The 23,857-nt window shown below is 57.5% G+C and carries 34 protein-coding genes; 24 read left to right on the top strand and 10 right to left on the bottom strand.

All coding sequences use genetic code 11. The features are described from left to right. Nucleotides 1–19 precede the first annotated feature (19 nt). The 9 genes from J5X93_RS26380 (at nt 20) to J5X93_RS26340 (ending at nt 4,575) form a co-directional block, all read left to right on the top strand. On the top strand, nt 20–448 hold the full coding sequence (locus tag J5X93_RS26380; protein ID WP_232860027.1) for a phage protein NinX family protein: 429 nt from the start codon (nt 20–22) through the stop codon (nt 446–448). Nucleotides 449–501: 53 nt separating this feature from the next. Then, nucleotides 502–1,185 carry a phiTE_072 family protein gene (locus J5X93_RS28675; RefSeq protein ID WP_237043896.1) on the top strand — a complete coding sequence of 228 codons (684 nt, stop codon included), beginning with the start codon at nt 502–504 and terminating at the stop codon, nt 1,183–1,185. Further along, complete coding sequence (locus J5X93_RS26370) at nt 1,182–1,361, top strand: hypothetical protein (RefSeq protein WP_250035047.1); 180 nt, start codon at nt 1,182–1,184, stop codon at nt 1,359–1,361. The genes J5X93_RS28675 and J5X93_RS26370 overlap by 4 nt, the downstream gene beginning before the upstream one ends. 174 nt (nt 1,362–1,535) lie before the next feature. After that, complete coding sequence (locus J5X93_RS26365; protein ID WP_250035056.1) at nt 1,536–2,249, top strand: hypothetical protein; 714 nt, start codon at nt 1,536–1,538, stop codon at nt 2,247–2,249. A gap of 38 nt (nt 2,250–2,287) precedes the next feature. Then, the gene (locus tag J5X93_RS26360; RefSeq protein ID WP_155738441.1) at nt 2,288–2,830 is read left to right on the top strand and encodes a hypothetical protein; all 543 of its coding nucleotides are present in this window, start codon (nt 2,288–2,290) and stop codon (nt 2,828–2,830) included. A 2-nt stretch (nt 2,831–2,832) separates the two neighbouring features. Further along, a complete protein-coding gene (locus J5X93_RS26355) occupies nt 2,833–3,060 on the top strand; it encodes a hypothetical protein (protein ID WP_128637219.1) in 228 nt (75 codons plus the stop codon). After that, complete coding sequence (locus J5X93_RS26350; RefSeq protein WP_039614351.1) at nt 3,057–3,254, top strand: hypothetical protein; 198 nt, start codon at nt 3,057–3,059, stop codon at nt 3,252–3,254. The genes J5X93_RS26355 and J5X93_RS26350 overlap by 4 nt, the downstream gene beginning before the upstream one ends. An 8-nt stretch (nt 3,255–3,262) precedes the next feature. After that, a complete protein-coding gene (locus J5X93_RS26345) occupies nt 3,263–3,649 on the top strand; it encodes a hypothetical protein (RefSeq protein WP_023662039.1) in 387 nt (128 codons plus the stop codon). Nucleotides 3,650–4,056: 407 nt separating this feature from the next. After that, a complete protein-coding gene (locus J5X93_RS26340; protein ID WP_039614350.1) occupies nt 4,057–4,575 on the top strand; it encodes a hypothetical protein in 519 nt (172 codons plus the stop codon). A 74-nt stretch (nt 4,576–4,649) separates the two neighbouring features. Here the strand turns inward: J5X93_RS26340 and J5X93_RS26335 are convergent, their stop codons facing one another. Then, nucleotides 4,650–5,222, bottom strand: a complete 573-nt coding sequence (locus tag J5X93_RS26335) for a hypothetical protein (protein ID WP_023662041.1) — start codon at nt 5,220–5,222, stop codon at nt 4,650–4,652. 266 nt (nt 5,223–5,488) lie between these two features. Between J5X93_RS26335 and J5X93_RS26330 the strand changes: the two genes are divergently transcribed. Beyond that, nucleotides 5,489–6,232, top strand: coding sequence for a hypothetical protein (locus tag J5X93_RS26330; protein WP_023662042.1), 744 nt, complete (start codon nt 5,489–5,491; stop codon nt 6,230–6,232). A gap of 321 nt (nt 6,233–6,553) precedes the next feature. Further along, nucleotides 6,554–6,928, top strand: coding sequence for a hypothetical protein (locus J5X93_RS26325; RefSeq protein WP_250035059.1), 375 nt, complete (start codon nt 6,554–6,556; stop codon nt 6,926–6,928). Between the two features lie 1,206 nt (nt 6,929–8,134). Here the strand turns inward: J5X93_RS26325 and istB are convergent. From istB to J5X93_RS26305, 4 genes are all read right to left on the bottom strand, one after another. Next, nucleotides 8,135–8,890, bottom strand: a complete 756-nt coding sequence (gene istB, locus J5X93_RS26320) for an IS21-like element helper ATPase IstB (protein WP_250034212.1) — start codon at nt 8,888–8,890, stop codon at nt 8,135–8,137. Nucleotides 8,891–8,907: 17 nt separating this feature from the next. Continuing rightward, nucleotides 8,908–10,422, bottom strand: coding sequence for an IS21 family transposase (gene istA, locus J5X93_RS26315; RefSeq protein WP_218816148.1), 1,515 nt, complete (start codon nt 10,420–10,422; stop codon nt 8,908–8,910). Nucleotides 10,423–11,030: 608 nt separating this feature from the next. Continuing rightward, the gene (locus J5X93_RS26310; RefSeq protein WP_039614349.1) at nt 11,031–11,456 is read right to left on the bottom strand and encodes a hypothetical protein; all 426 of its coding nucleotides are present in this window, start codon (nt 11,454–11,456) and stop codon (nt 11,031–11,033) included. 227 nt (nt 11,457–11,683) lie between these two features. Further along, nucleotides 11,684–12,013 (bottom strand): DUF6388 family protein, encoded by a 330-nt coding sequence (locus J5X93_RS26305; protein ID WP_023662045.1) that lies wholly within the window; start codon nt 12,011–12,013, stop codon nt 11,684–11,686. A gap of 278 nt (nt 12,014–12,291) precedes the next feature. Between J5X93_RS26305 and J5X93_RS26300 the strand changes: the two genes are divergently transcribed. The 3 genes from J5X93_RS26300 to J5X93_RS26290 all read left to right on the top strand — a co-directional run bounded on the left by J5X93_RS26300 (nt 12,292) and on the right by J5X93_RS26290 (nt 13,513). Next, the gene (locus J5X93_RS26300) at nt 12,292–12,522 is read left to right on the top strand and encodes a hypothetical protein (RefSeq protein ID WP_023662046.1); all 231 of its coding nucleotides are present in this window, start codon (nt 12,292–12,294) and stop codon (nt 12,520–12,522) included. A gap of 90 nt (nt 12,523–12,612) precedes the next feature. Next, the gene (locus tag J5X93_RS26295) at nt 12,613–13,083 is read left to right on the top strand and encodes a hypothetical protein (protein ID WP_023662047.1); all 471 of its coding nucleotides are present in this window, start codon (nt 12,613–12,615) and stop codon (nt 13,081–13,083) included. A gap of 178 nt (nt 13,084–13,261) precedes the next feature. After that, nucleotides 13,262–13,513, top strand: a complete 252-nt coding sequence (locus J5X93_RS26290; protein WP_023662048.1) for a hypothetical protein — start codon at nt 13,262–13,264, stop codon at nt 13,511–13,513. A 135-nt stretch (nt 13,514–13,648) separates the two neighbouring features. On the opposite strand, the gene J5X93_RS26285 is transcribed toward J5X93_RS26290, so the two are convergent. Then, nucleotides 13,649–13,930 (bottom strand): hypothetical protein, encoded by a 282-nt coding sequence (locus tag J5X93_RS26285; RefSeq protein WP_023662049.1) that lies wholly within the window; start codon nt 13,928–13,930, stop codon nt 13,649–13,651. Between the two features lie 374 nt (nt 13,931–14,304). On the opposite strand from J5X93_RS26285, the gene J5X93_RS26280 reads away from it, so the two are divergent. After that, nucleotides 14,305–14,589 (top strand): hypothetical protein, encoded by a 285-nt coding sequence (locus tag J5X93_RS26280; RefSeq protein ID WP_004577594.1) that lies wholly within the window; start codon nt 14,305–14,307, stop codon nt 14,587–14,589. A gap of 194 nt (nt 14,590–14,783) precedes the next feature. Here J5X93_RS26280 and J5X93_RS26275 read toward each other — a convergent pair whose 3' ends face one another. The 3 genes from J5X93_RS26275 to J5X93_RS26265 form a co-directional block, all read right to left on the bottom strand. Next, nucleotides 14,784–14,966, bottom strand: a complete 183-nt coding sequence (locus J5X93_RS26275; RefSeq protein WP_004577593.1) for a hypothetical protein — start codon at nt 14,964–14,966, stop codon at nt 14,784–14,786. Nucleotides 14,967–15,004: 38 nt separating this feature from the next. Next, nucleotides 15,005–15,190, bottom strand: a complete 186-nt coding sequence (locus tag J5X93_RS26270; protein WP_023662050.1) for a hypothetical protein — start codon at nt 15,188–15,190, stop codon at nt 15,005–15,007. A gap of 128 nt (nt 15,191–15,318) precedes the next feature. Beyond that, nucleotides 15,319–15,963, bottom strand: a complete 645-nt coding sequence (locus tag J5X93_RS26265; RefSeq protein WP_039614347.1) for a hypothetical protein — start codon at nt 15,961–15,963, stop codon at nt 15,319–15,321. Nucleotides 15,964–16,102: 139 nt separating this feature from the next. On the opposite strand from J5X93_RS26265, the gene J5X93_RS26260 reads away from it, so the two are divergent. Continuing rightward, nucleotides 16,103–16,375: a hypothetical protein gene (locus tag J5X93_RS26260; protein ID WP_023662056.1), complete on the top strand. Its 273-nt coding sequence runs from the start codon at nt 16,103–16,105 to the stop codon at nt 16,373–16,375. A gap of 208 nt (nt 16,376–16,583) precedes the next feature. Here the strand turns inward: J5X93_RS26260 and J5X93_RS26255 are convergent. After that, nucleotides 16,584–18,130 (bottom strand): IS3 family transposase gene (locus J5X93_RS26255; protein ID WP_250034213.1). Its coding sequence is split into 2 segments (ribosomal slippage): nt 16,584–17,644 and nt 17,644–18,130, totalling 1,548 coding nucleotides; the frame shifts between segments, so codons are not numbered across the junction. A 165-nt stretch (nt 18,131–18,295) separates the two neighbouring features. On the opposite strand from J5X93_RS26255, the gene J5X93_RS26250 reads away from it, so the two are divergent. The 8 genes from J5X93_RS26250 to J5X93_RS26215 all read left to right on the top strand — a co-directional run bounded on the left by J5X93_RS26250 (nt 18,296) and on the right by J5X93_RS26215 (nt 23,833). Beyond that, complete coding sequence (locus J5X93_RS26250; RefSeq protein ID WP_023662057.1) at nt 18,296–18,595, top strand: hypothetical protein; 300 nt, start codon at nt 18,296–18,298, stop codon at nt 18,593–18,595. A 341-nt stretch (nt 18,596–18,936) separates the two neighbouring features. Beyond that, nucleotides 18,937–19,341 (top strand): hypothetical protein, encoded by a 405-nt coding sequence (locus J5X93_RS26245; protein WP_004577588.1) that lies wholly within the window; start codon nt 18,937–18,939, stop codon nt 19,339–19,341. Between the two features lie 611 nt (nt 19,342–19,952). Continuing rightward, nucleotides 19,953–20,828 carry a SprT family zinc-dependent metalloprotease gene (locus tag J5X93_RS28395; RefSeq protein WP_023662058.1) on the top strand — a complete coding sequence of 292 codons (876 nt, stop codon included), beginning with the start codon at nt 19,953–19,955 and terminating at the stop codon, nt 20,826–20,828. Between the two features lie 59 nt (nt 20,829–20,887). After that, on the top strand, nt 20,888–21,388 hold the full coding sequence (locus tag J5X93_RS26235; RefSeq protein WP_023662059.1) for a hypothetical protein: 501 nt from the start codon (nt 20,888–20,890) through the stop codon (nt 21,386–21,388). A gap of 111 nt (nt 21,389–21,499) precedes the next feature. Next, nucleotides 21,500–22,006, top strand: a complete 507-nt coding sequence (locus J5X93_RS26230) for a hypothetical protein (protein WP_023662060.1) — start codon at nt 21,500–21,502, stop codon at nt 22,004–22,006. A gap of 250 nt (nt 22,007–22,256) precedes the next feature. After that, nucleotides 22,257–22,661 (top strand): TraR/DksA family transcriptional regulator, encoded by a 405-nt coding sequence (locus tag J5X93_RS26225; RefSeq protein ID WP_004577583.1) that lies wholly within the window; start codon nt 22,257–22,259, stop codon nt 22,659–22,661. A gap of 50 nt (nt 22,662–22,711) precedes the next feature. Then, nucleotides 22,712–23,032 (top strand): Arc family DNA-binding protein, encoded by a 321-nt coding sequence (locus tag J5X93_RS26220; RefSeq protein WP_023662061.1) that lies wholly within the window; start codon nt 22,712–22,714, stop codon nt 23,030–23,032. Nucleotides 23,033–23,044: 12 nt separating this feature from the next. Further along, nucleotides 23,045–23,833 carry a hypothetical protein gene (locus tag J5X93_RS26215; RefSeq protein WP_023662062.1) on the top strand — a complete coding sequence of 263 codons (789 nt, stop codon included), beginning with the start codon at nt 23,045–23,047 and terminating at the stop codon, nt 23,831–23,833. The last annotated feature ends 24 nt before the right edge of the window (nt 23,834–23,857 follow it).

The raw sequence follows: 23,857 nt of genomic DNA, 5'->3' as shown, positions 1-23,857 counted from the left end.
CGTCTAGGAAAACGAGGCCATGACCACTACTGTGGAAGCAAAAGCTGCCGAATTGGCTGGGGCAGCCTTGGATTGGGCTGTGGCTAAGGCCAATGGTGAGAAACTGGTTGAGGTTGAAGGCAAGCACTCCGTAATCACCGGTTTCCGCCTGAATCCTATCCGTGTTCCAGGGGGTTACACGCCGTCCACCGATTGGAATCAGGGCGGCTCGCTCATCTTTGAGTACCGCGTGAATTTGATCGAGGTAAGCGAGGACTGCTGGGAGGCTTGGGTTTCTGGCCAAGAAGATCAACGCTACCAGGGTGGCGATAGCCCTCTGGTTGCCATCTGCCGCGCAGTCGTGGCTTCGCAACTGGGCGATACCGTTATGCTTCCAGAAGCACTTTTAGACGCAGAGCTGTGTTGCCCTGAGTGTCAGCATGAGTTTTATGCAGACTTGGCGTACTGACCGAAGCAAGGGGAAGTACCTTTGTTGCCAGTTCAATCGCCCGCATGTAACGTATGCATACGTGTTATGAATCCATTGAGCATGAGGATGATATGGGTATGGACTGCAGTGCTGAAGCAGCATCAGCCACGAGCCTGACTGTAGAGCGTTCTGTGGTAACAAAGCTAGTCATCACGGGAGCCGTGAACCTTGACCCGATCACAGTTTTCTTGGAAGACCTTGGCGTTAGGGCCTCGCCACAAGATCACAACCCAGACTACATTTCCGGTCAGGGGAATCTGACTATCGCTTGTGCGGGAGAGAGCTGGACAGCCTACTGGGGAGGAATGGGTCAGAGGACAGTGACCCAATTCGTCGCCAAATGCGCTGACGAGTACGTCCTGAATTGCCTGAGCCGCGGCCTGAGCAGCACACGCTTCAGCGCAAAGGCTCTCAGACAGCTTTCAGTGAAGTGCATCATCGATCGCCGGCGGGAGCGCAGTGGTACCGATTGGGAGCTGGGGTATCTCAGCGCAGAGGAAGCCCGTTCGCTGTATAGGCGCCTTGATGAGCTCCGCGATGTTGATTCATTGCGGGAGTGCTGGAACCATTCCGAACTCTTGTCCCTTCTGTTCGGTGATGAGTGGCATTACCCCGTTGACCGCGCAACAGAAGACAATCCGGACTACCTGTACCTGCTCCGGATCGTCCAAGCCGTCCAGCAAGCGCTCACACAACCGGTCGAGGTAGCAGCATGAGTCGTCACGGACAACTGGCTAGCCTGCCGCCCTTCGCTAATCTGGTCATTCGGAAGCTGCAGCGCTTCGACGAGTGCGCCAGCGACGGCCAGGGAGCCGACATCGGTAACCACTGGTTTGATGTGCTCACTAAGCTGGGGTTGCTCAAGCGAGTTCAGCGAAGCCCTGGCCTGTGAGAGTTAACAGACCAAGGGGAGCAGCTGCTGGAGCCGCAATCACAGGCCCTGGGCAGCGAGGATCCAATCCGTGTTGAAGCGGTTGCGGTAACACAAGCGGATGAGGAGGAGGGCCTTCGACTGGAGTGGTTACTGGAAGGGGGCATCGCGGCTCTGGAGCATGCTGGCCAGGTCTTGCTGATTGCCCATGACACGATTACGGACGAGGAGGGTGGAGGTGAGGTCTATCTGAAGGCTCCATCTGTTTCGTCCGCTGAACAACGCGACATGGCCCGGGTGTACGACGTAATCGGCGTGCACCATGGGCAGTCTCTGAGTGTGCTTCTGACAAACTTGGAAAACATCAAGCGCTTCTCGGACTACCTGGGGGCCGTGGAGCGCGAGTTTTTCATGGTTCCAGGTGAACCGTCAGAAGAGGCCGAAGATACAGACGCTGCTGTCGACGACGAGTGCTTGCTGAGCAAGTTCCCGGCGACCAGCGTTGGGCATTACGTTGATCAGTTTCGTGAAGCGCTGGTCACGATCGGGGCCTTGCAGAGGAGCAAGCTCAGTTCGGATGACATTGACGCGCTCAAAGCTGAGTGCGGCTCGTTAAGGGCCCAACTGGCTGAGTTGCCTGCGTATATGGCTGCGCTCGAAAAATACCAGGCTGACGACGGCGAATTCGTCCGCCTGGCTGATGTGCATGCGGCACTGTCCGCCTGCGCTGGTCGGACCGAGGCAACTGGGTATCGCCTGCTGGCGCCAGGCGAGACGATGCAAGCAGATGACCAGTTCTTGGGGGATGACGCTACAACATGGCGCCAGCTGGCCGACTGCCCCGTTTTTATTGGCATGCATTATAAACGCGGGTTGCTACCCGTGCGCCGGGTAGTCCCTCCGGTGTAAGTCGTCGCCTACCTTCACCCGGCTCCGCCGGTTTTTTTTTGTCGATTCTGATCCGCGCCAATGGCCTGGTACTGCTCACCATCCTCCTGCAGCAGGGCGGCGGATCTTCATGCTGGGTGTGGCTCATCCCTCAAGCGTTAGGACAACATCGAGGTAATGCCATGCCCAGTTTTATCGCCATCAAAGCTAACTGTACCGTTCCTGAGGAAACGCATGTCCAAGCCGTGCTGAAGGAGCACGGTCGTACAGGCTTGCTATACCCGCGGATTATCGAAGATGTGCCCCGCTCTGTTCGGCAGTACTTTGAACCTATCCCGTTGGGTTCTGATGCTGTGAGTGTGTTTTCAAACGAAGTAGAGCCGCTATCGGCCCGGAGAGGCGCTGCAGCGTCACTCGGCAAGGCTCTTGAGGGACTTCAAGAATCAGCAGTACGAGGCCCCGTAAGAACGGCTCGCATCAAATGTGAGTTGGCAGCGCAATTTGGCAAGTCACACGGGGAGTTGAGCGACCGTTACTGCGAAGTAAGCGAGCTGCTCCATAAGGGTGGTGTGAATGTTTACTCCGGCAATAAATGGATCTGACAATGAAAAACTGGATGCGCCCACTCTGCATCATGGTATCGCAAGAGCTGCGTGATCTGCCTGTAGGGCTTCCACTGAATGCTACTGCAGACGGCTGGGAAGCACTGGGCCGTGCGATTACTGAAGAGAGCCTCCGTCTGGAGATTAGTGGACTTGTCTACTACCCGCGTTCTGCGACGGCTGCTTTCACGGCGATTAGCTGCGGGAAATCGGACGGAAATACACCATGACCAACTACGACACAGTTAAAACTCACATCGACATGATTCGTGCTGGCGATACAGTTCAACATAACGGCGAATTACGCACCGTTTGCAAATCGGATCTCAAATACGGTGGTTTTATGGGTACTTCACTGTTCGGTGACAGCTATCGATTGGGTACTGTGCCCGTTCAGCTGGTCCGATTCCGTCACGCTGTCTAACGAGAAAAATGAGCGCTCTGCGCTTGATTGGAACCAAGACTAAATTGAGGGGTGAATTTCATATGCAATACAAAGTGTCCTACTTGCTTGGTGACAAAATGCGTGATGCCATTATGGCGCAGAAAGAACTGGATGAATGCCGAACTCGTTGTGAGGTTGTCGAGGCTGTCGCGGTCAGCGATCAGGAGGCAGCTCCCGCGGACTCTAATTCTCAGGACCAAGCGAACGATGATTGGACTGAGTTCACCCACGGCGGCAAGCGTTGGGCGTTCGACTCGGATCAGTTGGCCTTGTGGGAAGAAGAGGAGCAGGATTTTCATTTCCATGCGTACCATGGGCTTGTTGATCCCACCATTGAGTCGGTCACCGGCTTCATTAAACGTCAAGGTTATTGACACTAGCCCCTGTGCACGCCAGCAGCGCTCGGCGTGTCGGGATTCGACATCAAAGCGATACCTACCCGGCTTCGGCCGGGTTTTTTGTGCCCAGTATTTTGGCTACCCAGTTAACGCTCTTGTTGGAGTCGACCCCGTGGTACCAGCCCTATCAAGAGCCGTGTAAACGTGCTTCACTCCCACTCTCGCTGGTCTGCTCACCGAGCACTGGGGTATCGTCGTGATCGGCGAGCCGCAGAGCCTGAGAGTGATGACATCCAAGAGCGCTACCAGGATGCCCGCCTGTACGAACTCCACCCAACCATGATCAGCAACGGAGGCTTGGTTGCGTTCAGCGTTAAGGTGCGTGCTATGTCCGAATTGCGAAAGCTACCCTGGGTGGCTAAGCCGATCTCTAAGGAAAAAATGTGGAACTGACGACCGCTGCGGTAGCAGTCACTGAAACCTCCTACTCAGTCATATGCGAAATGCTCAGGCCCGGGTTTGACAGCCTGACTGGTACCAAAATCGAACTGACGCATGAGCCGAGTGACGGGGAATCTCTGATTGAGGCTCGTTGCAAACAGGATGTGGAGAGTGAACGGAAAACGCTCGTTCTCAGGCTCCATTTCTTACACGGCGCCAGACAGATGCTTATTCCGAATATCTTCATGCCAGAGACGATGAGACATCAGCGTCTTGGCAAGAGGTTAATCGGGGCGTTGTACCAAGTTGCAGTCGCACACGATTACACGCTGTTTGTCGTCGATATGGTTCCATCCTTTTATGATCGGTTGACATTGCGAGGCGCTGTGCCGATCGATCCTGAAACGGTCCAGATCACTGCGACCACGGATCTAATAGGCGATGTCGGAAGCCCAAAGCTCAGTGCCGGTGAAGATGACCAGCACTTCGATATCTTTGCGCTTATGAGAGGTTCGTCTTGAACCTTTTTCTGCTGCATTGGGCACTGCTCTCCAGCGACTCGAACTGAACGGCGGTCAGTTGGCGCAGAGGGTAGTCAGCCCTGACGGTATGGACTGGGCCCTGCGTCATTGCTGGCTTTTATTGCCGGCCACTCTGGGGTGCTCATCACTTCCTGGGTCAGTCGCATGTGCTCCGGTTCCGGTACCAGGTGCTGCCATCTCTGCTGTTCGGCGGACAGGTCATAGCGGCGAAGATCGCGCAGCAGGTGGACACCAGCAGCAGCGAGGCGGGCTTCTGCTTTAGTCCAGAAGCCCTTAGAACTTTTGACCTCATGCACGGTGGCCAATGGCATGCTGTGGACTCGGCTGAGGCACCACAGCGCCGCCATACCGAGGCCTTGGTTGCGGTGACTGCCAAGGACCTGATAGTTGCTGATGTACAGTCGGTCGTTCAGCGGGCTAATACCATAAGCGACGTGGCCGATGCGGAGGCCACGATGCTCGATAGCCGCAGTGATGTTGAGCCCAGGAAACACAAAATGGTCGCGTGCGGACTCGCTGTGCAGGTGCACCAACTGCAAGCCGATCGCCCGCGCATCGAGTCGTGCCGCCTGGCGGCGTTGAAGGAACTCGCGAAATCTCGCAATCAAAGGCATGGTCAGCTCCAAGGGGGCGATACATGTGGGGCAGGGCAGTGCCCATCCTGGACCACGGGTAGATATTGGTGTGCCATTTGACCGCCCTCTGTCAGCGTTCGCATGAAGTGCCAGGGCAGGCATAAATGTCCGCAATCTGCAGTGAGGAATCAACGCCAACTTGTGAGAGATAAGCTGGGCGCCATGGCTCTAAGGTAAAAGTAGAGCGTTGCATGTCGTTGAAAATAGTTGCCCTATAGTTTAATCTTTTCAGCATCCAAACCCCTTAGGAGCCGATCATGGATGTTGCGAATTCGCGTGCTGCTTACATCGAGCAACGCCGGCAGAATGAAGACGAGCGCAAAGCCCGTGCTGCTGAAAAGCTCAAGAATCATCGTTATACGTGTTTGGTGAACCAGGACGACGCAGAGATCTGGCGATGCAAAGCCGAGGGCACTACGGCTTATGCCTTCGACATCATGATGACTCGCTTCGGTATCGCGGTAGTCGGCGATATTGGTCACCTAACGTTCGGTGTCGGTTTGAGCTATGGCATGAAATTCCTGGCCGGCGATGACGTCACCTACTACCTGCACACCAAGCTGAACGAGTCCCACAAGAAGAAGGTGTTCAGCCAGGACCTGTTCCGGCAGGTGTTAGTGTCGTGCATCTGCCGTGAGCTGCACAATGACTGTTCTGAGGCGATTTGGGATACCCTGCCGGCATGGGCGCAGGACTCGGACTTGGTTCGAGGCGCGCACTGGGCTGAATTCCGCGCTCTGACCGCCACGCATCGCCGAGACATGTCGAATGGAGATGATCGCTGGATGCACTGGGACGATCTCTTCGACCAAGCCGAGGATATTGGCTTCACCGAAGAAGCCCATAGCTTCATGAAGGACAACTCCGCGGTGCTGTGCCTGGGAGACGAGTGGTACGAGCATCGCATAACTGAGACGTGCGACAGCCTCTATGCGCAACTGTACATGATCAACCATGCGGCCAAGGCAATCATGTCCCAGACGGATCAGCCTGCGGCTTGAGGGCACCAAGCATGACAACTGTTACCAAAGCACAGCTTGACCTGATCTATCGCAGTACGCACAGCGACTACAAGGGTGTGTCTGCAGATGGTGTTCGTATGATTCTGGTTTGTCGTGGCGCGACTTGTCTTGTCCCTCTGGAGGACCTAACCCCAGAGGAAGTTGCGCAACGCCTTCCGAAACACAAAAAGTAATTAAAGCTTGCTGAAACCAGATCTCTTGTGATCCTGATTCCAGCAGGGCCGAGCATTCCTTTGTAAAAACGCCCGCACAAACGTGTGAGAATGATCCATAGAAAACAGCCAAGGGCGGAAATCGAACATGGTAACCCACTACGAAATTGGCCCGGACCAAGTTGCCTGTGGTCGAAACAATTACAATCTGGTTTCGATCACGAAGCCCAATGGGGTCACCTGCAAAACCTGCCGGTCGACCGAAGCGCATCGTGCAGCACTAGCTGCAGCGCCGGCAGAAATGGCAGAGCCAAAAGCGGCTGTTGGGCTGCAGATCATCAAAAGTATTCGCGCTGCAGTGCGCCACGACGCTGGGCTGCGTCAAAGCAGATTGTCGTGGAAAGAAGCATGGCGGCTGCGACTCACAATGTTGGGGCCGGGTAACCGGCTGCCTCGGGGCTTCGAACAGCAGCCGTTCACCAAGCTGTTCAGACCGCTGCAGGATGAGTTGCCCCAGTACTAGCTTGGCTCGTAGTAAATCACCACCCTGTGCACGCCCCAAGCCCCGGTCTCCCGGGGCTTGTCCATTAAAAGGACCGAGCAGGCCGGTGAGCTATGAGCCAGACTGGACTGCGTCCATGCACTTGAGCAGCCATGATCAGTTGTGAGCTCGAAGGGAGAGTTCCGGTGTCCAAGTCATCACCCCGACAGTTTCGAGGCACTGACAGTCTCGCCGCGGAACAGCGCTCACGCGATGCAGTCAGTCCATTCCTGGAGGCCTGCGGCTTCAGTGTAATTGCAGACCAGCGAATCCCCACTGGCTCAGCATCCCAGCAGCTTGTCACGTTCCTCAACAATGATGGTGAGGAGGTCAAAGCCCGGGTTCGCCTATGCTGGCGCCGAGATGGTCGCAACTCGAATGAGCAGAGATATTCAGCTGCTCAGCTGACGGCCCACCTTCGGCCTGGTGGCTGGGATGCCACATTGGAGCATGTGGTGGGGAGAGACCTAGCCCTTGGCGTCAGTCACAACCTCCTGTTTCAGCGTGAAGGTGAGGTCGTGGTCTATGCCGCCCTGATCCCTACAGATGCGTTGCACCAGATCTGGAATCGGCAGCGGGAGGTGAGCGATGAGCTCTTGCGCATGGGGCTGAAAGGTCGCATCAGGAAGAACCATGCCCAAAACGGAACAAGCCCAACGCTGTGGCTTCAAGATGATCGGTTGCCAGATACCCACCAGGTAGCCGATGTATTGTGGGAATGGCCAGGGGTTGTTGATCTCGCGAAGCTGGCTGTGGCGGGTCAGATACCGCCAGCCCTTGACGACACATTAGACGATTGCCCAGTGCCGGATTATTCGGCTCTAGGGCGTGACCTCGGGGAGAGGGTGAGCACTATCCGGTCACACGTGAAGCGAGATCCTAAGGTGCGACTTGCGGTGCTGGAGCGGGCTCAGTACCGATGTGAAAGATGCGCCGAGAGTCGGACATTCCCCGGCTTCCTGGACGTGCACCACGTGCTGGGTGCGGACGTGTCGGATCGCTTCTACAACTGCGTGGCGCTATGCCCGAACTGCCATCGAGAAGCTCACTATGGTGAGAATGCGGATTCCACGCCATCCGGCCACCCAGTCCACTCTCATCTGGCCAGGCATTCCACGGCCATCTGGCCACCTGTTCCACGGCCATCCGGCCGGGCAGTCGGAGCGCAGCGACGCAGGGGTTGCATTGTTAGTCTGAGGCGCTCGGTGTCGTCAATTTCTTCGTCTGTTTGCGCATCGATTCCCCCTTCAGATTGATCCGATAAGCGTTGTGCACCAGGCGGTCGAGGATGGCATCGGCCAGGGTCGGATCGCCGATCAGTTCGTGCCAGTTGTCCACCGGCATCTGGCTGGTGACCAGGGTCGAGCGCTGGCCGTAGCGATCATCCAGTAGCTCCAGCATGTCGCGACGCTGTTCGGCGGTGAACGGGGCCAGACCCCAGTCATCGAGGATCAGCAGGTCGGTCTTGGCGTAGCTGCTCATCAGCTTGGCGAAGCGCCCGTCGCCGTGAGCCAGGCCCAACTCCTCCAGTAGGCGCGGCAAGCGCAGGTAACGCACGCTGTAGCCCTCTCGGCAGGCCTGGTGGGCCAGGGCGCAGGCCAGCCAGGTTTTGCCCACGCCGGTGGGGCCGCCGATAATCAGGTTGAGGCCGTCGCGTAGCCACTGGCCGCCGCTCAGTTGCAGGATCAGCGCCTTATCCAGCCCGCGCGGGCTGCGGTAGTCGATGTCTTCGAGGCAGGCGTTGTGCTTGAGCCGGGCCTGGCGCAGGCGGCTGCTCAGGCGCTTGTCGTCGCGTTCAGTCAGCTCGCGGTCGACCAGCAGGCCGAGGCGTTCCTCGAAGCTCAGGCTGTCGATGTCCGGGGTTTTCAGTTGTTCGTTCAGCGCCTTGAGCATGCCGTGCAGGCGCAGGGTTTGCAGCTTGTCCAGGGTCGGATGGGGCAGCATGGTGAGTTTCCTTGGGTTCAGTGGTAGTAGCCGGGGCCGCGCAGGTTGGCGTGGTCGTCCGGCAGCAGGGGCAGGTTGGCTTGAGCCAACGGCAGGCTTTCCAAACCCTGGCGCAGGATCGATTCGAGGCTCTTGTAGCTGCACGCACCGAGGCTGAGGGCGCGACGGCAGGCCAGCTCCAGACGCACTTCGCCATGGGTCTTGCCCAGGCGCAGGATGCCCAGGCAGGCCCGGTAGCCGTGAGTCGGGTGGATGCGCCGTTCGAGGATGTGGCCGATCACGCCGGCGGTGTTCGGTCCGGTCTGCTCGGCCCAGCGGATCAGCCGTTGCGGCGTCCACTCGGCGTGCTCGCGATGGCTCTTGGGCATGTGCTCGGCCTGTGTGCTGTGCCGGCCCTTGTGCGCTGAGCGCAGGTGGCTGGCCACCCGCTGATTGGCGTGGAAGCACTCCACCGTGCGCGCTGTCAGGCGTACTTCCAGTTGTTTCTTCACCAGTTGGTACGGCACCGAGTAGTAGTGCCCATCGACCTCGACGTGGTAGTCGATGTGCACCCGCGCCTTCTTCCACTCGGCATGGACGTAGGGCTGCTCCGGCAGTGGGCGCAGCGCTGGACGATCCAGGGCTTCGAAGGCCGAGTGCCGGGAGCCCGGCAGCTTGCGAAACGGTCGTCGGTTGAGCCGCTCCAGCAACCCGGCGATAGCGCTGTTGAGTTCATCCAGGGAGAAGAACTGGCGGTTCCTCAGCGCGGCGAGGATCCAGCGCTCGACCACCTGCACGCCGACTTCGGCCTTGGCCTTGTCGCGCGGTTTGCGTGCCCGCGCCGGCACCACCGCCACGCCATAGTGCTCGGCCAGATCGCGGTAGCTGGGGTTGATGTCCGGCTCGTAGCGATGGCTCTTACTCACCGCGCTTCGCAGGTTGTCCGGCACCACGATCTCCGGCACGCCGCCGAGGAAGGCGAAGCAGCGGGCATGGGAGCCCAGCCAGTCAGGTAACTGCTGCGACCAGGTGGCTTCGGCGAAGGTGTAGCTGGATGCGCCGAGCACCGCGACGAACACCTGCGCCTGGCGGATCTCGCCGCTGTGGCGGTCGATCACCGGCACCGTCTGCCCGGCGTAGTCGACGAACAACTTCTCGCCGACGCGATGCTCCTGACGCATCACCACGTCCAGCCTGCCCTGCCAGGCCCGGTAGTGCTCGCAGAACCAGCTGTACTGAAAGCCTTTCGGCTGGCTGAGGCGATACTCCTGCCAGAGCAGCGCCAAGGTCACGCCGGGGCGACGCAGCTCGGCGTGCACCCAAGACCAATCAGGCAGTGGCCGCTGCTCACTGGGCACCGCCGGCGATGGCGGGAACAGCTGCTGCTCCAACTCCGCATCGGACAACGAACAGGGCCAACTGAGGCCGCTGGCGGCAAAGCGACAGAGGTAATCGCCGACGGTGACACGACCGACCTGCACACTGACTGCAATCTGGCGAGCCGATAGCCCGACCTCGAACTTGAGACGAAGTACTTCGCGAATCTTACGCATGGATAAACGCTCCACGACGACCTCTCTGCTTCGAAAAAGAGGTCGATGGTAGTGAAGAAATCCTGCGTTACTGCCTGCCCGGTTGAGTGGCCGGATGGCCGTGGAATCAGTGGTCGGATACGCGTGGAATGGGTGGCCGGATCACCATGGAATCGGTGGTCAGATGCTCATGGAATGGGTGGCCAGATGACCGTGGAATCCGCAGTGAGAACCGAGATGAACTGAACGCGCAGCTTTTGGCGTACGCCCTTCAGTTCCGAGCGTGAGCTCACTCTGCCGATGGTCGTGACGCCATTCTAGGACCTCCAATATCAAGCAGGTCCAATCATGAGAGCAGCACCAGAAGCAATTTTTCGGCAGGTGGATGAGGAGCAAGTCGTGTTCTGGGTCTCAGTCGACGGGCGTTCCTATCGAGCGTGGGGCATGTTCAGGGGGCGGCATATCGACGCCCGGGAACGTTCCCGGTCTGCGGCGGTAGAGGGGTGGCTTCGAAAGGCTAATTTCGCTGCAGATAGGTGAGGGCTGGGCAGAGGGGCGCCGGGTGGACGTTATCCGGCGGCCTCATCCCTGACTACGCACTCAGGGGGCGCGACGTGGGGCTGCGCAGCTTAATCGAAGGTGGGTAGCCCGGCATGTTCGATGAACCTTTCCAACACCGCTCGTTCGTCATTCGATGTGCAGGTTCCGCCGTGTGAAGCCTTGCCACGCAGATCGACTTCCCAGCCGGCGTACCAGGCGTCCTCTGGCCCCACATACACCGCCGAACGTCCGTCAGGGAACTGGTCTGCAGTTAGGTCAACGATCAGCGAATTCACCACGAACCACATGTGAGGCTTGCCGTCTCGCATAGCGCTAACGGTTTCCGCTTCCAGGCCCCCAGGTATGCTGTTGAGGTAGTCGCCGAGCAGTTCGGACGTCACCGCGCAGCAGGCATGTGGAAAACCTGCCATGTGCCGCGGGAGAATGCCCAAGGCTTTCTGTTCCTCGATCGATGCGCGAAAGTCATGCGCGATCTTGTGTACGTCAATCACCATGTTGTGAACCATCGTCATGATAGGAGAGAGGTCGCCGCTTCTGAGGCGCCCACAAAAAAGCCCCGGAAAAATCCGAGGCTCTTCACTTTCCTAGCCGTAACGCCATGAAAGGAGCAGCTGAGGTGAAACCACGAAGCGGCTGTTACGAACCGCAACCTGGAATCCCCCGCGCATCGAGCGCCAACTTACCTCACCAGAGAATCCGGTTCAACGAAATATCGTTTGGACTACTCAGTAATTCGGTTGAGGTCCTTGTACTCTTCCCAGGATGACCCAAGCGCTTCAGCCATTTGGCGATGGCGCTCGATCCGCCATTCTTGAGCTTGCTGAGGAGATTGGGCGACCAGATGAATGACAAATTCATCCAGCTCAACGCCCCGCTTCTTAGCCGCCTCGGCGAATACCTGCAACCGTTGCTGGCTACGATATTCCTCTACCGTCATCCCACTGCCCTTGATCACCTCTGCGCTGACCGCCTCAATCTCTCTCATAGCCTGCGGGTTCTCAGCAAAGAACTTGTCGCGAGCTGCGGTGTACCGGTCTTCGAAGGTCAGCATGCCACTCTCCCTGTTTTGTGAGTTATACGCTGCGAGCCATCGGATGGCGCAGGTGCGTAATTGGAGCGCAAGTTTACCGTGAAATGGAGTCATAGGTGACGGCCACCCGGTGTCACCGGGGGCAAAAACAGAACGGGTACCTGGCCCCATTCCGCCAACATGGAATGCCCGCTATTGGCTGTGGGAAATCCGTTGTCGCCAGTTACACTTCATACTGAACCACAACCTAACCAGGTCGAAGATAGGCGTACGGTACGCGCCAACAACGGGAGAACGAGATGAGCGGAGACGAGCAGTACAGCCAGCTTGATCAGGATCTGGATGCTTTCGGCGATAAATGGTCAGTCGAGAACTCGATCATTTGGTGCCAAGAGTGTCAGTCCAGTCAGGCTGTAGATCAAGCAGCTGATGCATTCGTCCATAGGGCGGGATGTTCGAACGAGACGGAAAATGCTCAGCATCCTTGGCATGAGCTCAAAGCCCTGCTGCGAGATCTGCCCCATCTTTGAAAACAAGACAGGTAGGCAACTTCGACCTCTGTGCCGGCCAGATGCTGGGGTCGAAGGCATCTAATGTGATTTTGGTGTGTGAAGGATTTCATGAAAGCAATTGTCCTCGCAGCTATGGCTGCACTAGCGGTTAATGCCTCGGCGGCAGAGTCAATCGTCATTAGTACTGAGCTTACTCGCAATGGCGATATTGTAGATGCTTATAGCGTGACAACTCAAAGTGGTGTCCGAAAGGCTTACAGAAATATTGAGTACAAGAAGTACAGGAAGCTAATCAATCCGAATAAGGCGCGACTTGCTAATCTGGAGCTCGGCTCCACCGCTTATTTCACGCCTTATGTTGCTAGTGATGGAACTGTCCGCTTAACAATGGACGTTAACTACGTGCACTTGGCGGATATGGGGACCGACAAAGCTGGTGGTCTTGTTGTTGACTATCCTCGGACTGATGGTTACAGGCTTTCTATAACTGATGTGATTCCTAGTGGTGGAAAGCGCGAATATAAAGACAACGATAATGGTGACGAATACGTATACACCGTTTCAGTTGATAAACAATGAGTTTGTGCACTACCCGCACCCATGCTAAGTAAGCTTCATCGTCTGGCTGCTGACTTCCCTGCTACGGGAAGCTCACTGACGAGAATGGGAGGCCGCCGTGTGGGGTGGCGCTGAGCCAGGGATTGGCTGGAGCTCCAAGTCATCGCATACTGTTTTTATATCCAGTACAGGAGGCAGCATGTTGTGGGATGATGAACCTTTGCCGGAGGTTCCTGCCGATATTCTAGCCCGGGTTGGTCAAGGCACCGACTCGGGTGATATCGGCGACCGCGAGCGTTCTGCGTTGCAGTGGGTAATCGCTATCAACCAGCGGCTTTACCGCCGAGCCTGGGAGCTTGAGCGAAAGGTAGAGGAGCTGGAGGCGCATGGGCAGGCCATGAGGGAGCAAATTGTGGGGGCTGGTACAACTTACGCGACGGCTGGGATATGAGCCTTCGACCAAGCAGCCGCGTTTAGTAGCCTATCCCTGTTGTGAGCGTGGTCGCTCAACGCGCCATGCCTGGCGCACTCAAAAAAATACCCTGGCCTGAGGCCAGGGTATGGTGGAGCGTTTTCCTCAAAATGCTCAGCTCAGCATGTCACTCTGGATGATGTAGATCTCAGGAAGATCATCCGCGTTTGGGGCGTCGTTCTGCAACACTTCACAGTCTCGAAGCTCCCGTTTGAAGGTCTCCTGAGCTATGGCCTCATCATCTGCCAGCACCAGATAGGCAGTGTCGTCGTCATCACCACAAACTCGACCTGTTATGAGCCAGGCATTCCGGCCAGTTCCGATGAAGTGTTTTCGCTCAACCGCAACATGGGTTGTGCTGGTCAGATGTGGCGCTAGTGCTTGCTCAGTTGTCATGATGGATTCCTCATGGGTATGCATGGTCCTGAGTAATGCGTCACAGTAATTGCTACGCCTTGCAGCCTGATCAAGTCATCATCAGCACTCGTACCGGAGGCGGTTTTAGGTATTGGCGCTAGCCGGCTATGGTCCGAATCTGGCCCGGGCTACTGGGTATCACTGAAAATGAACTTGAAGTGGTTTCGAGGGCCGTGGCTGAAGTTCCGCTCGCTCGAAGTTGAAGTGATGGGGGGCGGCTTTTGAGCCAGGCTGCATCGGGGCACCGTACGGGCTTGAGTTCGCGCACGCTCTGGGGGTTTCCTTGATAGGCACAAGTGCCTAGAATGCAGCTATTAGGCACATGTGCCTATTCTCAACCGTTTGGAGGTAAGATGGACGACGAAGGGCGTGAAGCCAACCGGCAAGCGTTTCTGGCGCTGCTGAAAAAGTATGACGTCAAACAACGCGAGAGCGCGATGCTCATCAACGCCGTCACCAAGCGGCCTTGCTCCGATCGCGCTGTTCGATCCTGGCTCAACGATCCGACCAAGAAATCTTCCCGGCCTTGCCCAACCTGGGCGGTGAATGCGCTTCGAGACGGGATCGTGTACATGCAACAGTTGATGGAGCGTCGAAAGCAGGCTGCAAAGCTCGACACTGAAGAGGCACAGGCCTAGATAGGCACGTGTGCCTATTTTCATGCCAGTAGGCACACGTGCCTACCTTTGCTTGGCGGCCGTATAACGCCGCACAGTAAGCTTCCCTAAGCCCGAAGATATGGGCGACCCGGCTCAGTCTGTAGGAAGCATAACGAAAAAAGCCCCCAGCAAGCCGGGGGCGGTGGTGCATGCTCAAACCTCATAGCTGAGGCTCAGTCATACGGGGTTTTCGCCGTGGGAGGCAGGCCACGCTCTGAGCGGAATTCCTTGGCCATTTCAGCACGACGCATGTCGGAGAGGATGTCGAACTCGCGCTCGTATTCTGGATTGACGCTGCCTGTAACTGCGTAGGCAGCTTCGACCTTCTGTGCTTGTGCTTCGATTGCGTTGGTCATGGTGTTCTTCCCATAGGTTAGATAGATGAGGTGAGGGATCAGTCTGCTTCAGGCAATCGTTCATTCAGTTCCTTGAGCGTCTGGTCATACTGCTCAACCAGGTCGCTGTATTCCTTCGACTCCCAGGGTTCAAGGCCGCCGGCGGATAGGACTTGCAAGCAATAGTCTTTCTGTCCTTGGACGGACCGGATCTGGTCCGCGATCAGGTGTTGATAGTGGTTCATGGTGACTCCACGGAGCTTGGTTGGCGGTGTACCTGGTGATGGCGCACATGAACTACGAAGCTGGGTAATAAAAACCCCGGGCGAGCCCGGGGTGTGGTGGTGCGTTTGCCTAAGTGAGCCTGAGAGTGTTATGCGCCATCAGCGGCTTGGTCTCGATGGCGAAGCAGGCGTACCGCATAGGTGTCGCTGATTACGTCGTCAACTTCGGCCGCGAATCGGCTGGCGCCCGATTCAACAACTTCGGGCGACCAGTCAGGAGTGAATCGCGCAGTTGTTGTGCTCAGTACGTTATTGCCCTCGCTGTAGTACTGAGCGATCAGGCGTCTGGCACCTTCATCTCCGGCTTCGAGAAAGGCGATCGCCTCCTTGATGCCAACCGCAGTTCGGTACTCTTTTTTGGCCACTGCTGATGTGCAGTTAAAGCTCAGCCCATCAACGATCAGCCAGCCCATAGCACCCAACCGATCAGCGATGAGTGTTTTCAGTGCGTCGTTTTCGACACCTGTAGCCTCAGTCGGGGCCTGCTCACTTGGTAGGTGTTTTGCGTCGATCCGCTTCGCTAGGTCCTCGGTCACGACGAAATGCGTGTCGCCAAGGGTACGCACAATTCCTCGCCCCCGAATTGGTGATGCCAGGCGATCGAGGAGGGGCCTGGTGTCGCGGATTTCTACGCCCTCTCCAGTTTCTGCGATGCGTACGACGCATGCCATTTCGACGACGGTTCGTGCTAGCTCTGGGGTCAAGCAGGTCGATACTTTCACGAGTGTTGCCATGGGTTTTCTCCTGAGGAATTAAACATCGTCCTCAGGGATGAATTACATGGTGGAACAAGGTCGCTGGCACCCATTACACGCGTGCGTGAACCATCCCCATGGGCAAGTTCAACCAGATTTCCCTTCTGAGGAGTGCCCCATGAGCAGCACCAAAACAGTCCCTGTCGCCGATTACCGTCGCGCTTTCGATCGTCTTTTTCGTAAGGTGAATGACTACCATGCCTGCTGCAGCGCCGATGAGGTAACCAATTGGAAAGAGGTTGCCCAGCGAGTGCTGGCCGAGGTGTCGAACATCTCGTGCTCACGTGCAAAGCCCGATGATCTTGAAAACATGGCCAAAGCGATTGGGAAGATTCAGGGCTACCTGGCGGCCGCGGACGCGCGTATTAAGGCTTACAGCCGCGAGGCGTGATTCTTTCCAGCGGCCATCGCATGGCCTGGCACCGGGTCTGGCACCTAACGCTACACCACCCCGTACTGCTCAAGCAGTCCGGGGTTTTTTACGCCTACGCTCACGCTCAATTAGGCTGCCAGAACTGATTGAGGGCCTTATTGCAGCGGCGGTTCATTGTGCTGGCGCCGAGCCCGGCGATTTTCAAGGTAGTTGTCGCGTGAGCGTGTCACGCTGCCTTTGATGTTTGCTGCAGTACCGCTTCCCGCTCCGGGTTCAGGCACACGATTGGTGCCAGCACCCAGTTCCTGATGTTGCCGCTCCAGCGCTCCGGGTGCCGTGCACGCGCCGCCTCGTACAGCTCGATACGCTTGCGCAGCAACTCTTCCGCCTGGCCAGTATGTCGCTGCGCCGGGGTCACGAACTTCAGGGCGCTGTGGCGATGTTCATGGTTGTACCAGGCCACGAAGCTGTTCACCCAGTTCCTGGCCTGCTCCAGCGTGTCGAAGGGCCGCTCCGGCCACAGCGGGCAGTACTTCGCCGTGCGGAACAAGGCCTCGGCATAGGCGTTGTCATTGCTCACCCGCGGGCGGCTGAACGAGGGCATCACACCCAGGTTCTGCATGGCCGCCAGCATGGTCGAGCCCTTCATCGCGCTGCCGTTGTCCGAGTGCAGTACCAGTGGCTGGCCTGCCCGCTGTTCACGTAGGCAGGCCTGGCGTAGCAGCTGGGCGGCCTGCTCGGCGCTTTCACTTTCATGCACCTCGTTGGCCACCAACTTCCGGCTGTAGACGTCCTTGATCATGTACCAGTAGAAGTAACGGCCCTTGACCGTGGTCGGCAGCCAGGTGATGTCCCAGCACCACAGCTGGTTCGGGCCGTCGGCAACATGGGTCGTCAGCGCTCGTTTCACCGGTGGGCGGCTACGGCCGCGCGGATGCTGCTGTTCGGCGTCCTTCAGCAACCGGTAAAAGGTCGACTCCGAGGCCAGCCAGGTGCCCTGATCGGCCAGCCGCGCCACGATCTGCTGCGGCGGCAGGCTGGCAAACTCGGGCTGGTTGGCGACCTCCAGCACGCGGCGGCGCTCTTGCGGGGTCAGCTTGTTGGCCGGCTCAGCTCGTTGTGCCGAAGGACGCCGATCCTCCGGGCAGTGCTGCCAGCGCTGTAGGCTGCGCAGCGACAGGCCCAGTTCGGCGCAGGCCTGCGCCCGCCGCGCTCCCGCCGCCACGGCGTCCTCGATCAACTGCAGCGTTTCACGGCGATCCGGGGCGCTGATCATTCGTCCTCGTCCTTCCCCCAGAGCGCCTCGGCTTTTTTTCGCAACACCAGCAGAGCCGCGGTTTCTGCCAGCGCTGCATCCTTGCGCCGCAGTTCACGCTCCAGCTGCTTGATGCGCTTCTTCGCGGCCTTTTCCTCTTCGCGTTCGCGCCGGGTCTTGCTCGGCTGAGCCAGGCTGTTGGCCTGCTCGCAGACTTCGCGCCAGGCGTTGATCTGCTCGACATACAGGCCTTTGCGCCGGCAGTACTCCGCCAGCTCAGCCGCATTGAGGCTGGCGCTTTCCAGCACCACCCGAAACTTGTCCTGGCTCGACCACTGGTCGGCCTGCTGTCCATCTCCCGGCACCACTGCTCCCGCTGCTCTGGCCTGTTTGCGCCAAGCATACAGGGTGGCATCAGTAATGCCTGTCGCTTCCACCAGCTCCGGCACCGTCCGGTTCAAGGGCGGCATCATCTGCCGCACCACCCACTCCCGATGCTCTATCGAATAACGCGCCACACGGCTCTCACTTCCGCCCACCGACCAAGACTCATCGAATCAACTCACACGACAACTATCCTGACGCGGCGGGAGCCCGGGGCCGCTTGCCGCTTAGAACCGCTTATCAGGTGTTGTTGGCCATCTCCCAGGACACGGTCAACCTGATACTTGAGGAGCAATCCAATGCAAACCATGCCCGAGACTATCGCTTTGCTACGCAACAGAGCGCCAATTTCTGTAGGTGCCAGCCAGTTCAACGGAAAGCCAGTTTTCAAAGCCTACTCGAAGAGCGAGGACCGCTACTATGAGCTGAGGGGAGACGCTTCAACTGGCGATCACTACGCCGCATTGGTTGCTGAGTATGGCGACGTGATCAGCAAGCTCGCCGAAGATCATGATGTCGAGCAATGCACCCGCTGCTTCGCCGATCTTGAGGTTTTCCAGGTAGGTCTTTGCGACGATTGCCAGGCCTTAGCCCTTTGAACCGACAACGCTAGACCCACCCGGCCATAGGCCGGGTTTTTTTGTCTTGAGAATGGTGACGGGGAGCCTCAGGTTGATAAGTGTTGTCCTATAGTTTAAAAATGGAGCCTTCCATTGTGCTTGCGTGGATGAGGGTGGGGCCAAAGAGTTGACCCGCGGTCGCAGCGATGTGCGCTGGTGCAGCCGCCTAGCTGATGAAGAACAATTCACCCTCGGTCGCTATGCGATTTGCCTTTGCGACTAGTGCAGCAGCACCTGCAGATTGGGATTTGTCCAAGGCCATCATAATTGACTGACTCTGCCAGCATGCCGTCTACCCATACATTTTCGGGTGCAAGAATTTGGACAACGAAGTTCAACTGCAACAACCGCTTTTGAGCCCGAACGATTTCAAGGCCGCGTACAAGGCAGGCGGCTGGAATGGTCGTATGCTCGCCATTCGCTGGAAAAAAACCGCTTTCTCGATCAGCAGGTTGGTCAACGACCTAGACCGTAGTCCGCACTGGGATGACGCGGTCCGCGGCTTGCCCGAAGTTCAGCTGCAACAACCGCTGTTGACCCCTGATGAATTCAAGGGTGCGTACAAGGCCCGCGGCTGGAATGGCCGCAAGCTTGCAATTCGCTGGAAAAAAACCGCTGTGTGGATCAGCAAAATTGCCAGCGATCCAGATCGTGACCTGCACTGGGATGATGCGGTCCGCGGCTTGCCAGTAATTGTGATTCCGAAGAAATCCAAGGCTAAGTAGGCGGGACCTTGCCAGGGGTCCCGCAGCGTTCTGGGGTGTTTGCGTTGTTCTCCTGGGAGCTACGTGGACTGAGACGTATGTAGCGTTGTTCCACATCTCCCTAGGTCATGCAACGCAAGCCTCAGGAGATTGCAAATGGGAACACTCAACTCGACCCCTACTGGTCCGGAAATGCCTCTCAATCTGTGGGCGGGAATTCAAGGGCAGAGGCTGCGTCGTGCTCAAGCACGGCATGAGCGAATGGTGGCGAAAGCGATCAAGGACAACGTTTCTAGCCGCCGTCTCAAACAATTGGTCATGCGCTATGACCGGATCCTTCTCGCTGCCGTAAAGCTCGTGCCTAGGTAGTCCTGAAGTATCACTCTCACCAGAAGCCTCAGCCATGCTGAGGTTTTTTTTTACCCGCAGCCCGCGCCGGCAGCCTGAGCAAAAGCCTTTCGCTAATGCATGGAGATGGCGGAGCGGGCTATCATTCTGGTTTATTGGTTTACGATACATAACGCGTACGTGTAATATTTTCTGTCTCTACCCAGGATCCCGGCCATGCCTACACTTTTCTCTGCTAACGACACCCAGCTGAGCTTTCAGGTGCTGCGAGTGGCTGAAATCTGATGCGCGCTGTCGACGAGTTGAAGGCGGTTAGGATTCGAGTCACCGAGTGCCTGGAGATGGCCGCATCCTACTTTTCCCGTGACATTCCCGAGATACCGGTCCTGTTTGACCTTACTGGTAAAACAGGTGGCATGTTCAGGTACCGCCAAAACAAGGAAACTGGCCGGTGCTACGACCTGCAGTTCCGATTCAACCGTATCCTGGCCCGAGAGAACCTTTCGGAGTACCTCAATAATATCTGCCCGCATGAGGTAGCCCACTACATCACTTATTTGATTTGGGGGGCGAAGGTTGAGCCGCACGGTGCTGAGTGGACCCAGGTCATGGTCGAGGTATTCCAGATCCGGGCCGATAGGTGTCACCAGCTCGACACGTCGCGATCGGTCAAGAGAGAGTTTCTGTATCGGTGCGGGTGTGAAGGAAAGCGCTTTCGGTTGTCGACGAAAAGGCACAACCGCATGGTCCAGAGGAAAGCGTTCTACAGCTGCAGAACATGCGATCAGGTCGTTGTGTTTCTCCGAGAGGCTGATAAAGCCGAAGCCCAGGTCATACCAAAGCTTTTCATCAGCACCGCAGGCCCCACGATCGATAAGGCTCAAGTCGACCGAATCGCCAAGTTCATCCTCGATCACCAGGTAAAACAGATCGTCCTTGACTGCTTGATCACGGGTGAGCGGCATCGTGAGCTATTGAGCAAGAAGCTGAAGGTCCCGTCGAGCTCGGTGCTCAGGCATTTGAGCCCAGAAACTCTGCCAGGTGGAGTGACCCACGCCATTGTCTTCAGCGATGGCAAAGATGAGCGTCAAGTACGCGTAGCCAGGGCTTTCGAGCAACGAGGGGTGAAAGTGCGAATGGTGCGAGCGGGTGTTGGCTGACGTCATCCGCCTTCGAGACCCTCCAATTACCACCCAGTGAATTTGCGTAGAACCCCAACATGCAACAAGTCGAGCAAACCAATCAACGCCCCGCAGTCGCGGAGACTTTCCGCTTGAAAGCATTCCGAGTGGTCACCGGCGAACTGTTCGCTGCGGCCACCGCGCAGCATGCGCTCGACATGGCCAAGTCAGAGCTCTCTCGACCCCAGCTCAGCCTGAAGGATGTCGTCGCGGTGAGTCACAGCGATCTGGTGGTAGCGGAAGTGAATGGAGCCGAGCACGCAACTGGCGCTTCAGTGCTCCTCGCACGAGCAACCGCTCCGGGCTTGCTGGGACGTTGCCGAACTGACCATACCTACCAGACGGTGTTTGTCGAGGCGCTGAGCGGACCAAGCTTGGAGTGGGCCGTGCGCGAGGCGAGCTTCAAGGCTTTTGGATTCATGATGAGCGCTGAGCCAGGGTGCCCTGAAGATACCCTGCGGAATGCCGTGCGGCGATGGCTTGGGGATGTCGTAAGTGTCCCTGCAGATCTTCATATCCTGGACACACAAGCGGCCTGAGTTGTTTGCCCGCCGGCGCCGGGCATCCCATTGGGAGAGGGCCGCGAGGTCGTACATAACCGTGTGCGCCATAACCACCCACAAACCTAACGCACATGAGGTGCCGCGATCATGACCAATCCAACCCACGCTGTAGCAGTCTCCACTGAAGGCCGTGTGCCTGCTGATTGGACGGCTCCTGATTTCTATCAGCCGCTGGACCTTCTGCGCGCCAAGCTGGCGTTCCAGTTCGGCAATTTCGCTCATCTCATGCTCAGTGGGTATGAGAAAGCGAAGAAAGCCTACCTTGACCGCGACTTCTCGCAAGTACAGTTCCCACGAGCTGGCGAAGAGGCGATGGTCGAGCTTGAGGTTCGAGCTGAGACCATGCAATGGGTCGTTGAGATGGCTGGCCTGACAGGCAAGGCTGCAGACTATGCAGCCAATCGTTATCACGAGGACACCGCATTTTTGCTGGTCTACTCGGTGCCAAACGAAGATTCGCTTCAGACGTTCCGTTGTGGTGGTGGTAGCCCGGGCGCCGCCCTTGCTCAATTCGCGCAGCAGAATCCAGACCGGGTTCATCTCGTACAACAGATCTACGTAGATAAACGGAGCCTTCAGCCGGCAGCAGCATAACGATTCACCCAAACCCCACCGCTCAGCGCTGGGGTTTTTTCTTGCCCAACGGAAAGCCAGGGCGGTCGAGATGAAAATTTTTTCTGTCGCATGAATAACACGTATGTGTAATTTTGTGTTGTGCGTTTCAGATACTGGTCGTAATATCGATGCGTGTGAAAATGACAGCATGGTGCCATCAACCTGTCGTATCGATACCCGAGACGCTGGCGCGAGGCACATTGCCCCAACTAATCACGAGGCCCAACTGATGACCCCTGAGGAACTGTTGCAACAGCCCGAAGACCAGTACATGAACCCTGACCAGGTAGCGTTCTTCAAAAGCCTGTTGGTGGGTGAAAGTGCTACCGCAATGGGGCGCATCGATCAGCTGCGAGTCGACCTGACGGGTTTGGAAAAAGCCCCAGACGAAGTTGACGCAGCGCTGATCGAGCAAGAGCGTCAATCAATTCTGGGCAGCATCGAGCGCGAGAACCAAAGTCTGCGCGACATCAAACTGGCGATGTCGGCAATTGCCGACGGCAGTTACGGCTATTGCATTGATACCGGTGAGCCAATCGGCTTGCGGCGCCTGCTCTCCAATCCCCGGTCTTTGCTCACGGTCGAAGCCAAGGAGAGCCGCGAGAACAAGTCCCGGCACCTTCGCGCCGCATAATCACATTTCACCTGAAGCACCGACAGCCGGTCATTCCTGAGGTTATCCCCATGCCAAAGTCCCAGCCTCGCAATAACTCCCGCACAGCTGACAAGTTTGTTGTCCGCCTGCCGGATGGCATGCGAGAGAAGATCGCAGAAATTTCGAAAGAAAATCACCGCAGCATGAACTCTGAAATCATCGACCGCCTGGCTTTGAGCATTGAGCGGGATGAGCAGGGCGATCTGACGGTTCGTGCACTGGCTCAGGTTACCCGGCGCTGTGAGGAGCTGGAGCAAGAGCTGGCGGAACTCAAGGCAGCTCTGGCCAACGAAACCTCGAAGCCTGCTCTGCAGCAGGCACCAAGACTGTCGATCGCAAGCGCCCAGTGAGAGACGGACACCATGGGGAATTTGCTTGATGTAGGCCCCGGCGCTACCAGCGCCGGCACTGCTGACATTGCAGCTGTGCTCTTGAAGGCCGCCCAGCGGTATTTCTACTTGCGTGGTCCAGCCCTGCGGACTGGGAAAGCCAATGCCCCAATGGTGCGTATCGGCATCGACGCTCTTCTGGGCGGTGAGACTCTCGATATGGCGCTCGACCAAGCAATGATCGAGGCGCATGTAACGGGGCTCAGTGTTCCGTCGGGCGCCATTGGCCATGTCGGCAGTCACCAGTTCTCCGCCGCTGAAGCGGTGTTTCTGCGAAAGCTGCTCACAGCGCCACAACCATCACAGGCTGCTCAGCTCTTGAAGTACGCGACGGCCGTGGGGGTGCGTGACACGGCCAATCTCTTCGCCAACTACATCGCGTACATGAACTCGCCAATGCCCTGGCTCCAACAGGTGGGTACTGAAGGGCTACTCACGCCCTGCAGTGGGTCGCCTACGTGCCCGGTGGAGATCGTGCATGAAGACCGGCCGCAGGATTCTGAAGGCCGTGCACGCCGGATTTGGTCTCAAGTGGCCCCCGAAAGTGCAGGCCGTTACTGGAACTGGAGCGGTAAGGACGGAATTGAGGCCTCCCTGCTGGCGGTCACCTGGTCGTCGGACGTAGGCAAGTTCTGCGTAGAGGGGGCGCCCGGCACATCGCGACCAGTCAGCTGTGAGGAGTGGGGAGGATGGTGGGCAGAGCTCGATCGGCCAAACCCCCGCGAAGAGATCGCTTGCCTTCGCTACACGGCAGCCAGCTGATCGGCATAGCACCTAGCAGCATCC

The organism is Pseudomonas sp. BYT-1 (assembly GCF_023611805.1).
Lineage (GTDB): Bacteria > Pseudomonadota > Gammaproteobacteria > Pseudomonadales > Pseudomonadaceae > Aquipseudomonas > Aquipseudomonas guariconensis.
This window is presented reverse-complemented; position numbering and strand designations above follow the sequence as displayed.

What these genes read in the sequence shown, in the direction of transcription:
- J5X93_RS26260 (WP_023662056.1), top strand. Translation starts at nt 16,103, where the DNA reads ATGAGCAGCACCAAAACAGTCCCTGTCGCCGATTACCGTCGCGCTTTC.
- J5X93_RS26215 (WP_023662062.1), top strand. Translation starts at nt 23,045, where the DNA reads ATGGGGAATTTGCTTGATGTAGGCCCCGGCGCTACCAGCGCCGGCACT.
- J5X93_RS26330 (WP_023662042.1), top strand. Translation starts at nt 5,489, where the DNA reads ATGGATGTTGCGAATTCGCGTGCTGCTTACATCGAGCAACGCCGGCAG.
- J5X93_RS26265 (WP_039614347.1), bottom strand. Translation starts at nt 15,963, where the DNA reads ATGGCAACACTCGTGAAAGTATCGACCTGCTTGACCCCAGAGCTAGCA.
- J5X93_RS26380 (WP_232860027.1), top strand. Translation starts at nt 20, where the DNA reads ATGACCACTACTGTGGAAGCAAAAGCTGCCGAATTGGCTGGGGCAGCC.
- istB (WP_250034212.1), bottom strand. Translation starts at nt 8,890, where the DNA reads ATGCTGCCCCATCCGACCCTGGACAAGCTGCAAACCCTGCGCCTGCAC.
- J5X93_RS26310 (WP_039614349.1), bottom strand. Translation starts at nt 11,456, where the DNA reads ATGGTGATTGACGTACACAAGATCGCGCATGACTTTCGCGCATCGATC.
- J5X93_RS26305 (WP_023662045.1), bottom strand. Translation starts at nt 12,013, where the DNA reads ATGCTGACCTTCGAAGACCGGTACACCGCAGCTCGCGACAAGTTCTTT.
- J5X93_RS26370 (WP_250035047.1), top strand. Translation starts at nt 1,182, where the DNA reads ATGAGTCGTCACGGACAACTGGCTAGCCTGCCGCCCTTCGCTAATCTG.
- J5X93_RS26325 (WP_250035059.1), top strand. Translation starts at nt 6,554, where the DNA reads ATGGTAACCCACTACGAAATTGGCCCGGACCAAGTTGCCTGTGGTCGA.
- J5X93_RS26275 (WP_004577593.1), bottom strand. Translation starts at nt 14,966, where the DNA reads ATGACCAACGCAATCGAAGCACAAGCACAGAAGGTCGAAGCTGCCTAC.
- J5X93_RS26295 (WP_023662047.1), top strand. Translation starts at nt 12,613, where the DNA reads ATGAAAGCAATTGTCCTCGCAGCTATGGCTGCACTAGCGGTTAATGCC.
- J5X93_RS26235 (WP_023662059.1), top strand. Translation starts at nt 20,888, where the DNA reads ATGCAACAAGTCGAGCAAACCAATCAACGCCCCGCAGTCGCGGAGACT.
- J5X93_RS26290 (WP_023662048.1), top strand. Translation starts at nt 13,262, where the DNA reads ATGTTGTGGGATGATGAACCTTTGCCGGAGGTTCCTGCCGATATTCTA.
- J5X93_RS26345 (WP_023662039.1), top strand. Translation starts at nt 3,263, where the DNA reads ATGAGCGCTCTGCGCTTGATTGGAACCAAGACTAAATTGAGGGGTGAA.
- J5X93_RS26270 (WP_023662050.1), bottom strand. Translation starts at nt 15,190, where the DNA reads ATGAACCACTATCAACACCTGATCGCGGACCAGATCCGGTCCGTCCAA.
- J5X93_RS26280 (WP_004577594.1), top strand. Translation starts at nt 14,305, where the DNA reads ATGGACGACGAAGGGCGTGAAGCCAACCGGCAAGCGTTTCTGGCGCTG.
- J5X93_RS26250 (WP_023662057.1), top strand. Translation starts at nt 18,296, where the DNA reads ATGCAAACCATGCCCGAGACTATCGCTTTGCTACGCAACAGAGCGCCA.
- J5X93_RS26355 (WP_128637219.1), top strand. Translation starts at nt 2,833, where the DNA reads ATGAAAAACTGGATGCGCCCACTCTGCATCATGGTATCGCAAGAGCTG.
- J5X93_RS26300 (WP_023662046.1), top strand. Translation starts at nt 12,292, where the DNA reads ATGAGCGGAGACGAGCAGTACAGCCAGCTTGATCAGGATCTGGATGCT.
- J5X93_RS26230 (WP_023662060.1), top strand. Translation starts at nt 21,500, where the DNA reads ATGACCAATCCAACCCACGCTGTAGCAGTCTCCACTGAAGGCCGTGTG.
- J5X93_RS26220 (WP_023662061.1), top strand. Translation starts at nt 22,712, where the DNA reads ATGCCAAAGTCCCAGCCTCGCAATAACTCCCGCACAGCTGACAAGTTT.
- J5X93_RS28395 (WP_023662058.1), top strand. Translation starts at nt 19,953, where the DNA reads ATGCGCGCTGTCGACGAGTTGAAGGCGGTTAGGATTCGAGTCACCGAG.
- J5X93_RS28675 (WP_237043896.1), top strand. Translation starts at nt 502, where the DNA reads ATGCATACGTGTTATGAATCCATTGAGCATGAGGATGATATGGGTATG.
- J5X93_RS26350 (WP_039614351.1), top strand. Translation starts at nt 3,057, where the DNA reads ATGACCAACTACGACACAGTTAAAACTCACATCGACATGATTCGTGCT.
- J5X93_RS26285 (WP_023662049.1), bottom strand. Translation starts at nt 13,930, where the DNA reads ATGACAACTGAGCAAGCACTAGCGCCACATCTGACCAGCACAACCCAT.
- istA (WP_218816148.1), bottom strand. Translation starts at nt 10,422, where the DNA reads ATGCGTAAGATTCGCGAAGTACTTCGTCTCAAGTTCGAGGTCGGGCTA.
- J5X93_RS26225 (WP_004577583.1), top strand. Translation starts at nt 22,257, where the DNA reads ATGACCCCTGAGGAACTGTTGCAACAGCCCGAAGACCAGTACATGAAC.